Origin of the sequence: Bacillus paramycoides, from assembly GCF_038971285.1 — a bacterium.
Lineage (GTDB): Bacteria > Bacillota > Bacilli > Bacillales > Bacillaceae_G > Bacillus_A.
The window spans coordinates 451,735-466,264 of record NZ_CP152427.1; the positions used below are offsets into that span (position 1 = coordinate 451,735).

The 14,530-nt window shown below is 35.0% G+C and carries 11 protein-coding genes and 1 pseudogene; 7 read left to right on the forward strand and 5 right to left on the reverse strand.

Annotated features, from left to right (window positions below; all coding sequences use genetic code 11):
* Window positions 1-9: 9 nt before the first annotated feature.
* The gene (locus tag AAG068_RS02365) at window positions 10-1,092 is read left to right on the forward strand and encodes a toxic anion resistance protein (RefSeq protein ID WP_001064410.1); all 1,083 of its coding nucleotides are present in this window, start codon (window positions 10-12) and stop codon (window positions 1,090-1,092) included.
* Window positions 1,093-1,127: 35 nt separating this feature from the next.
* Here AAG068_RS02365 and AAG068_RS02370 read toward each other — a convergent pair whose 3' ends face one another.
* Both AAG068_RS02370 and AAG068_RS02375 read right to left on the reverse strand, forming a co-directional pair.
* A complete protein-coding gene (locus AAG068_RS02370; protein WP_342717275.1) occupies window positions 1,128-3,794 on the reverse strand; it encodes a cation-translocating P-type ATPase in 2,667 nt (888 codons plus the stop codon).
* Between the two features lie 188 nt (window positions 3,795-3,982).
* Window positions 3,983-4,207: a DUF1128 domain-containing protein gene (locus tag AAG068_RS02375; protein WP_000366197.1), complete on the reverse strand. Its 225-nt coding sequence runs from the start codon at window positions 4,205-4,207 to the stop codon at window positions 3,983-3,985.
* A gap of 173 nt (window positions 4,208-4,380) precedes the next feature.
* On the opposite strand from AAG068_RS02375, the gene AAG068_RS02380 reads away from it, so the two are divergent.
* Genes AAG068_RS02380 through AAG068_RS02390 form a run of 3 tightly spaced genes read left to right on the forward strand, consistent with a single transcriptional unit; the run spans window position 4,381 to window position 6,290 of the window.
* Window positions 4,381-4,845: a low molecular weight protein-tyrosine-phosphatase gene (locus AAG068_RS02380; protein ID WP_000250910.1), complete on the forward strand. Its 465-nt coding sequence runs from the start codon at window positions 4,381-4,383 to the stop codon at window positions 4,843-4,845.
* Window positions 4,846-4,898: 53 nt separating this feature from the next.
* A complete protein-coding gene (locus AAG068_RS02385; RefSeq protein WP_001085393.1) occupies window positions 4,899-5,414 on the forward strand; it encodes a DUF4075 domain-containing protein in 516 nt (171 codons plus the stop codon).
* Between the two features lie 6 nt (window positions 5,415-5,420).
* Entirely contained in the window at window positions 5,421-6,290 is an 870-nt protein-coding gene (locus tag AAG068_RS02390; protein WP_001226530.1) for a YihY/virulence factor BrkB family protein, read from the forward strand.
* A 186-nt stretch (window positions 6,291-6,476) separates the two neighbouring features.
* Here AAG068_RS02390 and AAG068_RS02395 read toward each other — a convergent pair whose 3' ends face one another.
* Entirely contained in the window at window positions 6,477-8,402 is a 1,926-nt protein-coding gene (locus AAG068_RS02395; protein ID WP_342717355.1) for a heavy metal translocating P-type ATPase, read from the reverse strand.
* A 271-nt stretch (window positions 8,403-8,673) separates the two neighbouring features.
* On the opposite strand from AAG068_RS02395, the gene AAG068_RS02400 reads away from it, so the two are divergent.
* Both AAG068_RS02400 and AAG068_RS02405 read left to right on the forward strand, forming a co-directional pair.
* Window positions 8,674-9,624, forward strand: coding sequence for a DMT family transporter (locus AAG068_RS02400; protein ID WP_342717357.1), 951 nt, complete (start codon window positions 8,674-8,676; stop codon window positions 9,622-9,624).
* 122 nt (window positions 9,625-9,746) lie between these two features.
* Window positions 9,747-10,427, forward strand: coding sequence for a lysoplasmalogenase (locus tag AAG068_RS02405; RefSeq protein ID WP_342717359.1), 681 nt, complete (start codon window positions 9,747-9,749; stop codon window positions 10,425-10,427).
* Window positions 10,428-10,480: 53 nt separating this feature from the next.
* Here the strand turns inward: AAG068_RS02405 and AAG068_RS02410 are convergent.
* A pseudogene (locus AAG068_RS02410) lies at window positions 10,481-10,765 on the reverse strand (hypothetical protein).
* Between the two features lie 186 nt (window positions 10,766-10,951).
* Between AAG068_RS02410 and lepB the strand changes: the two are divergent.
* Window positions 10,952-11,488, forward strand: coding sequence for a signal peptidase I (lepB, locus tag AAG068_RS02415; protein ID WP_098668588.1), 537 nt, complete (start codon window positions 10,952-10,954; stop codon window positions 11,486-11,488).
* A gap of 42 nt (window positions 11,489-11,530) precedes the next feature.
* On the opposite strand, the gene AAG068_RS02420 is transcribed toward lepB, so the two are convergent.
* Complete coding sequence (locus AAG068_RS02420) at window positions 11,531-14,293, reverse strand: tetratricopeptide repeat protein (protein WP_342717361.1); 2,763 nt, start codon at window positions 14,291-14,293, stop codon at window positions 11,531-11,533.
* Between the last annotated feature and the right edge of the window lie 237 nt (window positions 14,294-14,530).

A 14,530-nucleotide genomic window follows, 5' to 3' on the forward strand; every position in this document is an offset into this window, starting at 1 on the left:
GAATACCATATGAATAACCCAGTCGTACTAGATTCGAAAACAGAATTAAATGAGCAAACAGCACAAGATGTTCGCTTGCAACTTAGACAAGATGCGGATGTACAACGTATTTATAATGCGGTAGATATTAAAGATCAGTTAGAATTAATTGAACTTGGAAAAGAACCTTCTATGGAAATTTCACGTTTTGCTGATCAAATTTTACATACAATGTCACTATCAAAAATAGAAGATTCGGGTGAATTATTAAAACAACTTGGTAAAATTATGGACCGATTTGATAGCAAAGACTTTGCGGAAGAGAAAAGTGGTTTCTTCTCACGTATATTCAAAAAAGCGGATAAAATGATTGAACAAATTTTTAGCAAGTATCAAACGATGGGCCGTGAAATTGATAAAGTATATGTGGAAATTACGAAGTATCAAGATGAAATGAAAAAATCAATTGGTACGTTAGACGGTTTATATGAACAAAACTTAAAATATTACCTAGACTTAGAAAAATATGTAGTAGCAGGGGAAATGTTATTAGAGCGTTTAAATACAGAGCTAGTTCCGATGTATGAAGAGCGTGTACGTAACAATGACCAATTAGCAGGTATTGAATTAGAGTCACTTAAAAACTCTGTTGAAATTTTAGAACAGCGTATTGATGATTTAGAAAAAGCACGTATGGTTGCGTTACTTACAGCACCACAAATTCGTATGATTCAACGTGGTAATAATAAATTAATTGGTAAAATTAATACAGCATTTATTACGACGATTCCTATCTTTAAAAATGGTATCATTCAAGCGGTAAATGCGAAGCGTCAAAAGCTTGTTGCAGATTCCATGGCTGAACTGGATCGCCGTACAAATGAATTACTTAAGAAAAATGCACAAAATATCGCAACGCAAAGTGTGGAAGTAGCGAGATTATCAGGTTCTTCTAGTATTAAGATGGAAACACTTGAGGAGACTTGGAACATTATTTCAAGAGGTATGCAAGAAACACAACAAATTGAAGAACAAAATAAACGTGAGCGTGAAGAAAGTCGCAAACGTATGGCTACATTAACTGAGAACATTAAAAAAGAATTACAAGGATAAATGAAAAGGCAATGAGGAAGAGTCCTCATTGCCTTTTAGTTTCTCTTCACTAATTTAATAATCTCATTCACAACAAGTGGAACGATACTTAATAAGAGAACAAATCCCCAATCTCGCATCGTTAATGCATGCACACCGAATATATTTGCAAGAGGTGGGATAGAGATGATACAAACTTGCATAAGAATACCGATAAGAAGAGAGAAGACTAAATATTTATTTGTAAATATCCCAATTGAAAAAATAGATTTCGTTCTTGAACGCAAGTTAAATGAATGAACGAGCTGAGAAAAACTAAGAACGACAAATGCCATCGTTTGAGCGTGTAATAGAGCATCCTCATCAATTCGCTCTGGGAAAAGAGGGAATAAATTTGTATCTCTGGTATAGAATTTTGCTCCGGCGATAAAGGCTATTAGCGTTAACAGTCCAATGACAGCCCCATTGAAAATAAGAAAAGGAACGCTACCACTAAATAAACTTTCTTTCGCATCCCGTGGTTTTTCCTTCATCACATCTGGATCTTCAGGATCAACCCCAAGTGATAATGCAGGCAGTGTATCCGTAATTAAATTCACCCACAAAATGTGAATAGGTCGTAGTGGTGTTGCCCAGCCGAGTAAAATGGCTAAAAATAAAGCGATAATTTCTCCGAAGTTACAAGAGAGTAGGAAGAGGATTGATTTTTTTATGTTACGATAAATATTTCTACCTTCCTCAACAGCTTTCACAATAGATGAGAAATTATCATCTGTTAAAACGACATCCGCTGCCCCTTTTGCAACGTCTGTTCCTGTAATACCCATCGCTACACCAACATCTGCTTGTTTTAAAGATGGAGCGTCATTGACGCCATCACCAGTCATAGAAACAATATTTCCTTTCGCGCGTAATGCCTTTACAATTTTCACTTTATGCTCTGGAGAGACCCTGGCGAATACATGTAAGTGATTAATTTTGCTTGCTAGCTCTGTATCTGAAATGTTATCTAATTCAGTTCCAATCATAATTTCAGATATTTCTTCAGCAATACCAAGTTCTTTGGCAATCGCAAAGGCAGTATCTTTATGGTCTCCAGTAATCATAACTGTGCGAATACCGGCTTTTTTACATTCTGTAATGGAATCTTTTACTTCAGTTCGCGGTGGATCAATCATACCGACAAGACCAATAAATGTGAGGTTTTCTTCGAGATGATCTATATCCACATTGCTTGAATTGTATTGTTTAAATGCGAATGAAAGTACTCTTAAAGCTTCTCGAGACATTGCCCCGGCAGCTTCTAATATTTGATTTTTATCAGCCTCTGTTAGACCCTCTATTTTACCGTTTTTAAATAAGTGGGTACATCTAGGTAAGAGCTTATCGATAGCACCTTTCGTCATGCTATAGTAGCTGTCATCGTATGTATGCACGGTTGACATCATTTTACGATCTGAATCGAAAGGCATCTCGTTAACGCGCTCATGTATCTTTTCTAAATGATCTTTTTGCATGTTAAAAGTGCTTCCAGCAACGAGAAGAGCAATTTCAGTCGGGTCTCCGGTTTGTGATTCGTTATTGTAAGACGCATCGTTACATAGCACCATATTTTCTAACAATAGACGTTGCGCATCATTATTTGCATTTAAATTTTCTAAATGATCATATGTGTTATCACTATAAAAGTGAGTAACGGTCATTTTATTTTGCGTTAACGTACCTGTTTTATCTGAACAAATAATTGTGACAGAACCGAGAGCTTCAACAGCTGGTAGTTTTCGAATAATAACGTTTTGTTTAATCATGCGCTGCACACCAATTGCAAGAACGATGGAAACGATAGCTGGCAAGCCTTCTGGAATAGCTGCAACGGCTAAACTAATAGCAGTCATAAACATTTCTAACGTATCCCGGCCTTGGAAAAAGCCGATGAGAAACATAACGATACAAATCGCTACAGCGACAAATCCTAAATATTTTCCGACTTGTGCTAAGCTTTTTTGAAGTGGTGTCATATCATCGTCTGCTTCATGTAAAAGGGTTGCAATCTTACCAATTTGTGATTTCATACCAGTTTCAACAGCAACACCGACGCCTCTTCCGTATGTTACAAGAGTAGACATAAAGGCCATATTTTTTTGATCGCCGAGTGGTACTTGTTCATCACTTTGCATGGAAGGGTGGTAGATTGCATCTTTATCAACAGGGACAGATTCACCAGTTAGAGCAGATTCTTCAACTTTTAAATTTGCGGTTTCGATTAGGCGTAAATCACATGGGATATATCGTCCGGCATCGAGCATAACGATATCACCTAGAACGACGTGCTCAGATGGAATTTCTTTTAGTTCACCATTTCGCTTGACGATAGCTTTAGGTGTCGCCATCTTTTTCAATGCCTCTAAAGCTTGTTCTGCTTTTGATTCTTGGACGACGCCAATAACAGCGTTTAAGACTACAACGAGCGCGATAATACTTGCATCAGCCCATTCACCTACAAAGGCTGAAATAAGGGCAGCAATAATAAGGACATATACGAGGACGTCATTAATTTGGGCGAAAATACGCTGCCATAAAGTGCGTTTTTGTTTTGTGGCTAATTCATTAAAGCCGTATTGCTTTAAACGCTCATTTACAACTTCATCTGTTAAACCGTGTTGTTCGTTTGTTTCTAAGTCAATTAATGTTTGATCTTTCGTCTTACTGTACCAATTGCTCATAAGTAAGCACCTCCAGTAAAAACAGTTAGCAATGGTAGTGTTGCTATTATTTGTGAGTAGTATGTATGGAGAAAAAATCTAAGGTGAGGTTCTACTTCTATTGTACAATATTTTACAGTTGGTTGAGGGAAAGAGAAGAGTTGTCATGAATTTGTTGGAAATAAAAAGAGCCTCATAAGCGAGGCTTTTTACTTTTTAATTAATGTACCTAATTCTTCTGTAATAGCTTGCATTTCACTAATGCTGAATGTTTCACGTTTCATAACATGCTCATAAATGTCACGTAAGTCTTCGTACATTTCTTCATTAAAGCTAGCAGCTCTCATCGCTCCAGCATTAACCATACGTAATTTTTCTTTAATAGCTTCGACCATATATTCAACGTTTTCTTCTGACTTTACGGATAAATCCACCGAAGTGTCCCCCTTTAAAATAACATAAGGTTATCTTAACATTTTTTATCATTTTCGTTAATGAATCTTTTCAATCCTATTAAATTAGTAGGGATTTCCTTTATATTTAATAATTGGTTGTTTATACTATAAGTATATATAAAGAAATGCACCAAGAAGGGAAGAAACAAAATATGGTTCAAGTATTGTTTGTTTGTCTTGGGAACATTTGCCGTTCTCCGATGGCAGAAGCGATTTTTCGAGATCTTGTCGTAAAAGAGGGACTCGAAGAGAAAATTGTCATTGATTCTGCAGGAACTGGAGATTGGCATGTTGGCCATCCGCCACATAAAGGAACACAAAAAATTTTAAAAGAAAATGCAGTCACTTTTGAAGGAATTAAAGCAAGGCAAGTAGAAAAAGAAGACTTAACAAAGTTTGATTATATTATTGCCATGGACAACAAGAATATAGCAGATTTAAAAAGTTTAGGTAAAACTGGAGGCTATATTGGTAGGCTGTCCGATTTTGTTCCAGACGGTGGCTGGACAGACGTTCCCGACCCTTACTATACAGGGAATTTCCAAGAAGTATATGACCTTGTAACAGAAGGGTGTGCAAAGCTATTAGCTTTCATTCGAAATGAACAAGGAATATGAGGAAGCTTAGAAAGAAATACTTTCTAACATAAGAAATGAAAGGGTGAAGGAATATGGCAAAGAAAAATAATATTGCTCGAAACATTGCGATTGGTGTAGCAGCAGGTGTAGCTGTATCTATGTTGAAGAAAGAAAACCGTGAAAAAGTAAAAAATACTGCAGAAAAAGCAAAAACAAAGATGATTGAAATTGGTGAAAATGCAAAGATCAAAGAAAAAGTGCAAACTGTTACAGATAAAGGACGCGAACTTGCTGATTTAAATGTAGTGAAAGCGAAAGTTGCAGAAATTAAAAAATTGACGCCATCTGTTGTAGAGACGTTAAAAGAAACGAAAGAAATTTTTAGTAAGAAAAAAGTTGAGCCAGCAGAGAAGCCAGAAACGATTGAAATTCAAGCTGTATCTCCAAAAGTAGATGAACTAAAAGCAGAAGAAGAGCCAGTAGTTGCTGAAGATGGCGGTATGAAAGAAGCGCGTGAACTATTTATGAAAGACTCTAATGTAGAGGAAAAAAAAACTGAAGCGTACATTGAGTTGAAGCAAGATAAAGAAGAGAAGAAAAGCGTTTAAACATATATGAGAAAAATTTTAGAAAAGGTGAGAAGAAATCGTACTTATTCGTTTGGTAAAGATTTGTATGACCGGACGATGCGCGATGATGTAGCGGGCTTGGCAGCACAGCTCGCTTATTTCTTCTTGCTTGCGATTTTTCCTGGGCTTGTTTTCTTAATTACGCTTCTTGGATTCATTGACCTTCAAACAGAAAGTGTGCTCAACTTATTAGAACCGTACGTACCCGAAGATGCAATGTCTTTAATTGAAGTAAACGTTGATAAAGTTGTAAATGAGCAAAATGGTGGTTTATTATCATTTGGTTTATTATCAATGCTATGGTTTGCTTCAAACGGGGTAAATGCGGTTATGAATGCTTTTAATCGTGCGTATGATGTAACAGAAACACGTTCCTTTATTAAAACGAGAGCTTTATCAATTGTGTTTACATTAGCGATTATTTTTATGATTGTGTTTGCGCTAATTGTTCCAGTGTTTGGACAAGTCATTGGAGCAGCGGTATTTAAAGCAATTGGGCTATCGGATAGTTTTTCTTACGTGTGGAGTATTACGCGGTTAGTAGCGAGTTTCTTCGTGCTATTTGCATTGTTTAGTTTTTTATATACATTTGCACCAGATCGAAAGTTAAAAAGAAGAGAAGTCATTTCAGGAGCAACATTTGCTACTGTAGGATGGATTGTGGTATCGTACTCATTTGCTTATTATGTAGATAAGTTTGCGAATTACGCCAATACATATGGTGGTCTCGGTGGTATTATTATTTTAATGTTATGGTTTTACTTGACTGGATGGGTCATTTTACTTGGCGGTGAAATTAATGGTTTACTCCATCATTATAGGACGGGTGACAATAATTCCCGTAATGAAAAGTGAGCTCTTGTTCCATAATAATAGGGAACAGGGGGGATATTTCATGAGTAATAATAAAAAGAATCACAACAATAAAAATAACAATAAACAAAAGAGTAGTTCGCATCCAAAGCATAAAACGAGTGGTAGTGCGAACGGGCATAATAGCTACCATTAAAAAAAACGGGTCCTCTATGAGGGACCCGTTTCTTATTTGTTTCCTTTTAATAATCGTAAGCCATTCAAAATAACAAGGATCGTACTTCCTTCATGCCCAATAACACCGAATGGAAGAGCTAAAAATTGCAAGAAGTTTGAACAAATCAGCATTGCAATTACAGCTAGTGAAAAGATTACGTTTTGCTTTACAATACGATTCATTCGTTTTGATAAGCGGATCGCTTGAGAAAGTCGAGATAATTCGTTTTTCATAAGTACAACATCTGCAGTTTCTAAAGCTACGTCTGTTCCTTCCCCCATTGCTACACCAATGCTAGCAGTAGCGAGTGCAGGGGCGTCATTTATACCATCTCCGACCATTGCTACTATCCCGTATTTTTTCTTTAGCTTTTTAATCGTTTCAACTTTTGTTTCTGGTAAGCATGATGCGTAATATTCTTTTATATTACTTTCAGAGGCAATAGCTTTTGCCGTTTCTTCATTATCTCCAGTAATCATAATTGCCTCGACACCGATGCTTTGTAATTCGCGAATAGCAGCTATTGTTTCTTGGCGAAGTGTATCTTTTAAAGCGATGAGCCCAAGAATGCCTTCCTCATCACTAATATAAACGACAGTTTTACCTTCCTTTTCAAGTGAGGCAGAAATACCATTATGAAATGACTTTGTTTCTTCACCGATAAAGTCAGCCTTACCTATTTTATAAGTTTTGTTTTCAAATATTCCTTTTAGCCCAAAACCAGTTACATCTTCAACATTTTCTGGCTTTTGTAATGTAATGTCATGTGCATGTTGTGCATATTTAACGATAGATTCAGCTAAAGGATGTGTAGAGTGACTTTCAATTGCTGCTGTAATAGAAAGTACTTCTTTTTCTGTCATATTTTCTCGAACATATACATCTGTTACGGTAGGTTTTCCTTCTGTTAATGTTCCTGTTTTATCAAAGGCGATTGCTTTTACAGAAGCGAGGCGTTCTAAATGTATGCCGCCTTTAAAGAGAATACCGTTTCTTGCCCCGTTAGAAATTGCAGATAATGTTGCTGGTGTAATGGCAGCAACCAGTGCACAAGGAGATGCAACTACAAGTAAGATCATAGCGCGATAAAATGTTTCATTCCAGCTCCAATCTAGTAAGAAATGAGGGACGAACATCATAAGTGCAACAATGAGTAGTACACCTTTTACATATGTTCCTTCAAACTTTTCAATGAATAGTTGTGATGGTGATTTTTCACTTTGTGCACTTTGAACGAGACGAATAATCTTTTGGAATAATGTTTGATCGCTCGGCTTCGTAATTTTAACTTCGATAGCACCGCGTAAATTTACAGTACCGGCAAATACTTCATCCCCATGTTTTTTTTCATTTGGAATAGGTTCACCAGTAATCGTTGCCTCATCGATATTTGTTTCACCGCTATAAATCGTACCGTCAGCAGGAACGCGTTCACCTGGCTTAATTAAAATGATGTCGTTAATTTGTAATCGTCCAACAGGAACACGTTCTTCGGTTCCATTTGAAATACGTAATGCTTCTTCAGGTTGTAGATCAAGAAGCGCTGAAATTTCTTTTTGACTTTTACTTAATGTATAAGATTCCATCGCACCGCTTAGTGCGAAGATGAAGATTAAAATCGCGCCTTCTGCCCAATAGCCAATGAGTGCGGCACCTATAGCAGCAAAGAGCATAAGCATTTCGACATTTAGCTCTTTCTCTTCAATTGTATCTTCAATACCTTCTTTTGCTTTTGCATATCCACCAACTATATAAGCAAGGATATAGCAAGTAATGCCTACATTCATTGCATCGTTCTTTGTAAATAACCAACCAGCTAAAATGAAAATACCAGATGCGATTGCAAATATAAGTTCATAATGTTTTTTTAAAGTATCCCATAAAGAGGGATGAGAAATAGACTTTTGCACTTGTAATGTTTTTACTTCTGAGTTCATTACTACTCGCTCCTTCCAAATTCTTATTGAGAAAAATAATCAAAATCGAAACCCCTATAAAACGACGAAAGCTGCCATCCATAATGGATAGCAGCATTTCTGTTGAATCTGTTTTTAATGGTTATTATGTTGTAATTATTCTATAGTATATCATATGTTTTTATAAGATGGCACAGTTTTGTTTCAAGTATAAACGGAAAACTTGTGTTTTCGCAATACCTTTGGTATATATGAATATTGTTCATAAAAAGATCGGAAAGGAAGACAACAAGTGAAGACAGAGAAATTTTTTACCCATCCGATTGGCGTATTTATTGCTGCAATAGTAGCGACCTTTTTATGGGGAAGTGCATTCCCTTTTATTAAATTAAGTTATGCTGAACTTGGAATTCAGCCACAAGAAGTTGGGGAGCAAATATTATTTGCTGGCTATCGTTTCTTTTTATCTGGGGTTATGCTTTTATTCTTCTTTAAAGCGTTAGGAAAAGATATGAGCTTCAAAAAAGGAACAGGGAAGCAGTTAGTACAAATTGGTTTATTTCAAACATTTCTTCAATATATATGTTTTTATATTGGGATGAGTTATAGCTCTGGTATTGAAGGAGCTATCATTTCAGGAACATCATCATTCTTTCAAATTTTACTCGCGCACTTCTTATATAAAGACGATGCGCTCAATATGAGAAAAGTAATTGGAGTATCTATCGGTTTTTGTGGTGTTGTTTTAGTAAATGTACCGAGTGATGGCAGTTTGTCATTCCATTTCGGAATCGGTAGCTTATTACTTCTTAGTGCAGCAATGTTATACTCATATGGGAATATATTGGCGAAAGAAGGTAGTAAAACATTAGATGTTGGCTATATGACAGCATACCAAATGATTTTTGGTTCTATCGGGCTATTATGTATAGGGGCTTTGCAAGTTGGAGCCATGCCATTTACATTTAGTGTACATGCAATACTTATGCTTATCTACTTATCTTTCTTATCCGCAGCAGGATTTTGCATTTGGAATACAATTATGAAGTACAACAAAGTTGGAAAAGTATCAATGTATATGTTCTTTATACCTGTATTTGGTGTGTTGTTATCGAGCATGATTTTAGGAGAAGCAATTCATTCATTTGTACTATTCGGTTTAGCATGTGTAGCGGCGGGAATTATCGTCGTGAATCGGACGCCAGCTAAGCAAAAAATAGAGCAAGAAAAACAAGTAGCATAGACAAAGAGAAGACGATTACAAAAGAAGAACAGTACTGTTCTTCTTTTTTTGTATAGAAAAAGGATAATAGACTAGGTGCAACGAAAAAAGATACAAAAAGCATTTATTGGGGAGAACATGTTATGAATCTACTGTATATGGTGTTAATTGGACAAATCATTATTTTTTTAATTGGTGCAATGTACGCAATAGGGCAGACGAAAAAGACAAGAAATAATATGCCGTTACCTTTAGCGGTGCGTCTTATTCTTAGTTTTTCTTTAACAGCGAGTGCAATTTGGATATGGTTACAAGATCCATCAGTAGAGTATAGTACGTGGGTTGCACTAGGTATGACGTTATCAACTGTAGGAGATTTATTTATGGCAGGTTTAATTCCAATTGGTCACAGGTTAATTGGAGGGATGATTACTTTTGCGCTTGCGCATTGTTTTTATGTAAAAGCATTTTTGCAAACAGGCATTTCGTGGAATGGTTTTTGGATTGGGTTACTCGTATACGGACTCTTTCTCATTATAGGGTGGTTCTTCTTTATTCGAAATGAGAAACAAGATAAATTGTTTACGATAGGAGCTTTAATTTACGGACTGTGGGTTGGAGGCATGGCTTGCTTTGCATTCGCCTTATACTATGAGAATACAGGAATATGGTGGATACCAGCTTTTGGTGGTTTCCTATTTGTGATTTCTGATTTTATTATAGGTGTGACAGATATTGGAGGACGCAAATTAAAGTATGAACCACTTTGGATTTGGTTTACATATGTAGCGGCTCAAATGTGTATTGTATATGTGGGAATATAAAAAGATACTCTTTGAATAGTGGATAGACTATTTGGAGAGTATCTTTTTTGTTACTATGCTACGATATTTTTTTGTTGTAGAGCAGAAAGGCTGTATTCATCTGCTGCTTTATAACCTTGAGATAATAAATCATTGATATAAAGCTTGTTGTAAATAAAGCAGAAGACTAAGTTAGAGAATCCGACTGTAAACATGCTAGCGACTAAAATAATTAAAAATCATTTCCAATCTCCACGGAATATAGCAGGGAAGAAACCAAAGAAAAATACAGTCCAACTAAAACCAATTTTTGCTTGCTTAATTTGGCCAGTATTTTCATTTTTAAGCATAACTTTCATAGAAAAAGTCCTCCTAAGTAACTAAAAATATAATGATAAATGCAAGATATAGTATATAAAAATAATATATTCTTGAATATTATTATTTGTATTTTTGTAATATTAAAATTATATAATTCAGAATTTTATGGAAATTATACAGTTGAAGTCTTTATAATAAAAGTAAAAAGATGATGAGATGGTGGAATGATGCAAAAGAAAAAACGTTTGCGTGAATTCTTTGGAACAATTGCAATTGCATGTTTGTTGGTGTTTTTGGCGAAAATTTTCGTATTTTTTCCTACGACTGTAAAAGGAGCGTCCATGAAGCCAACGTTACAAGATGGTGATAAGGTGATTGTAAATAAGTTGGCAAAGCAATTTGAAAGTTATGGGAGAGAAGATATTATTGTTGTAAAGACAGATAATTTTTATGTGAAAAGGGTTATTGGTTTGCCTGGCGATGTCATTGAGGTAAGAAACGATCAATTATATGTGAATCATGAAGTGATAGAGGAAGCGTATTTGTATAGTAATAGAAAACAAGCTGAAAAAAAACTTATGAATTTAACAGAGGACTTTGGACCGATTACTGTTCCTAAAAATAAGATTTTTGTTATGGGAGATAATCGCTTAATAAGTAGAGATAGTAGAAATGGTTTAGGACTTATTGATAAAGCAGATGTATTAGGAGAATTAGCGGCAATTTATTATCCATTTGAACATATGAAAATAATGAATTAAAGTAAAAAACCAAGCAAATTTTAGTTTGCTTGGTTTTTTATATTAAATCGTTGGCGACTCATTAAATTCATAGACGTTTTCATTGTTTTTGTTCGTGCTTAAAACGAATTTGTGCTGCAATAATTGTAGTTTAAAGAATGCTAACGGATCATGGTAAGTTTCTGGGTTGCTTCTTAACGTTGCTAATGTTTGCTCGTCTTCTTGTATTTCAAGTTGGGCGGCTTCTACATTTTGTTTCAATATGCTAAGTGGATCTTTAAAGAACATCATGATATCTCGTTCTAATGCACCTTCGAATACTTCAAATTGAAGGAAGAATTGTTTTGAGATTGTTTGAGCAATTTCCGTATAATCTTCCGTTTCAATATATTGTTTATATTTGTTTGCGAGCATAGATTGATTTTTTTGCATGTTACCAAATAGTTTTCCCGCACTCTTTAAGAAAAATTGTGTCGGTGTAAAGCGTAATAAAATATTGATGTTCGATACTGTAATTCTATTTGTCATACGTACAACATCTCGATGCCAATCATCTAGTAATTTGAAATCGCAAGGAAGTTTCATGCGTTCTTCTTTATATAATTTATTGAACGTTTCACTCATTTCATCTAAATAAGATTGAGCTTGAATAAATTCATTATGCGCTGTTTCAATCCACTCTTGAATAAACCCAGTAAATTTAGGAAGAAGCACTTGCTGTACATGTTTTTGAATTCGTTCGTTCATCGCAGTATTTAATTCTTCATGCACTAATTTGAAATCACTATCTTCTTGAACAAGGTCAGAACAGCTCTGTAATAATTCTGGGATTTGAGAGTGGATGTCTCGTGTGATTTCTTCTTTCGTTAAAAGATAAGATTCTGTAATAGAACGAATTTTATCTTTTTCAAGTGCAGTAAGATTGTTAATAAATCCGTTTAGTTTTACTGAGATGTGTTTATTCCAGCGTACTGATTTCACTAATGTATTTTCTAATTCTACACGTTCATTTACAAGGTATGCGATTGTCTTTTGAGTAAACCATATTAGTTTTTCTATACGTTCTTGCTCTATGTCGCGTCCTGCTAGATTAGAAAGAATAGACTCTGTCACATCTCCAAGTTGCTGACTACTCTCTTGTGAAGGAGAGTATGGGAAGAATTGTGCATTTGGGAAATGGGCTTTCATCTTACTCATTAGTTTTTCATTATTGTTCGCACTATTTGTGTGTAATACGAAATGAATTTGTAAGTTTGGTACTTGCTCACTTAAATAAAGCAATGTATCAAGCTCTTCACCGTGTAATGGTGAAGCAGAATTTAATACGTAAATAAGGCTATCCGCTGCTTGTAAGTATTCAAAATATGAGCTATTTGTATCCACTTGCCCTTGAACAGATGGCGTAACAAGGAATGCAAACTTATTTTTTCTTAAAAATCTACTTGGTAACTTAATTTCTATACATTTTTTCTCAAGTTCTGACTCGGAAGGTGTAGCCATTATTTGATGGAATTCATCAAAGTTCGGTATATTGTGCACATCTAACGCAGTGAATTCTGTTATTTCAGTTTGGCTATCATCTTTAAATAGAATAGGAGTTGTTACAGTCTCAGTTAAGATGTTCTCTCCTAATATTGAATTGACGAATGATGATTTATCATGGTCACTAGTTCCCGCTATTAGTAATTGTGTAACATTCAAATCACATAGTTCATGAACGAGTAACGTAAATTGATGACTTAAATCTACATCATTTTTTTCAGCCCATACAGCAATTGTTTCGAATAAATGAGAAACGGTTTCCATATTTACATTTGTTTCAGCTGTTGAATTAGAGAGTAGGGCCCCCGCACTTTTTACGAGTAATGACTCTAAAGTTGTAGGTGAAACTTCATTCCACGCTAACACTGCAGCAGAGACAAATAGGGCATCTTTTGCTTTCGTTAAACTAAACCAATTTGTTAATAAATCTGGTACAAGGCCTTGCATTTCATGCATGAAATGTTCACCAGTAATTAATTCAAAGTATGTATCTTGGTAGCGTTCAACAATTTCATGCCAATCGTCATTGTTATCTGTTTCAATATGTAAGAATAAATGATTTATTGTTTGAATCCAAGATAAATGTAATGTTTCATTTTGATAGCTGTTCCAAAGAGCAATAACAAGTTCTTTAAATTGGACTTGCTCAATTGTATATAGAGCTTTTAAAGATTCATAGAAATATTCTGGTTTAATTTGTTTCGTAAATCCTTGATTCACATAATTGATTAAAGTATCGAACCAGTGTAATGATTTTGTTCGAATTCCTTCTTGAACGGCAAGTTCAATGGCGTTATTCCAATCTTCTTGTTTTTCATAGAATGAGCGAGCAATTGAAGTAATATTTGGATAGTCAGGTTGGAATGCAACAGCCTCACTAATCGTCTTAAATGCTAGACCTAAGCGATCTTGTTCGATGTAAAGAGAAAGAAGTTGTAAGGAAACTTCCATTGTAAGAGTTGTATCTTCCGTTTGGATAGATTGATATATTTCTTCTGCTTTTGGCAAGAATCCTAGTTCAAAATAAGAATCTGCAATATTTTTGGTCGCCCAAAGTGCAAGTTCGTTATTTACTTTTTCCCATTTAAATATTGCTGCTTCAAAGTCTTTATTTTGGTAATAAAATTCACCTTGAGCAAAGCGGATATTAGAAATATTGGAGAATTCATTGGTAGATTCATTTATATATGCTTCACCGAGTACTTCTGATACTGGAGTAGAAGTTTCTTCTGTTAAAAATGTTTTATAGTAAACTTTTTGGATAAATTGATTTTCAATGGTCATGTTCGTTCCCCCTGTATAATTTAGAAAAATGATGTTGTATGTAAAGGGTGCATGTTCTTTTAATAGGTAGAAGTTGCATTATATCGACCAAACTATGTTTTTGCTAGGTATATCATTTTTCCTGAGAGTTAAACCGTTGCGAAAAGTAACTTTCCTTTATTGTAACAAAAAAACAAGCATATGAATTTTTATTTTTTAATCCTGCTATTTGTGGATAGTAAGACTAGCACTTTAAAA

Excerpts from the sequence above, each read along its gene's own strand:
- AAG068_RS02365 (WP_001064410.1), top strand. The coding sequence starts at position 10 with ATGAATAACCCAGTCGTACTAGATTCGAAAACAGAATTAAATGAGCAA.
- AAG068_RS02405 (WP_342717359.1), top strand. The coding sequence starts at position 9,747 with ATGAATCTACTGTATATGGTGTTAATTGGACAAATCATTATTTTTTTA.
- lepB (WP_098668588.1), top strand. The coding sequence starts at position 10,952 with ATGATGCAAAAGAAAAAACGTTTGCGTGAATTCTTTGGAACAATTGCA.
- AAG068_RS02420 (WP_342717361.1), bottom strand. The coding sequence starts at position 14,293 with ATGACCATTGAAAATCAATTTATCCAAAAAGTTTACTATAAAACATTT.
- AAG068_RS02380 (WP_000250910.1), top strand. The coding sequence starts at position 4,381 with ATGGTTCAAGTATTGTTTGTTTGTCTTGGGAACATTTGCCGTTCTCCG.
- AAG068_RS02395 (WP_342717355.1), bottom strand. The coding sequence starts at position 8,402 with ATGAACTCAGAAGTAAAAACATTACAAGTGCAAAAGTCTATTTCTCAT.
- AAG068_RS02390 (WP_001226530.1), top strand. The coding sequence starts at position 5,421 with ATGAGAAAAATTTTAGAAAAGGTGAGAAGAAATCGTACTTATTCGTTT.
- AAG068_RS02385 (WP_001085393.1), top strand. The coding sequence starts at position 4,899 with ATGGCAAAGAAAAATAATATTGCTCGAAACATTGCGATTGGTGTAGCA.
- AAG068_RS02370 (WP_342717275.1), bottom strand. The coding sequence starts at position 3,794 with ATGAGCAATTGGTACAGTAAGACGAAAGATCAAACATTAATTGACTTA.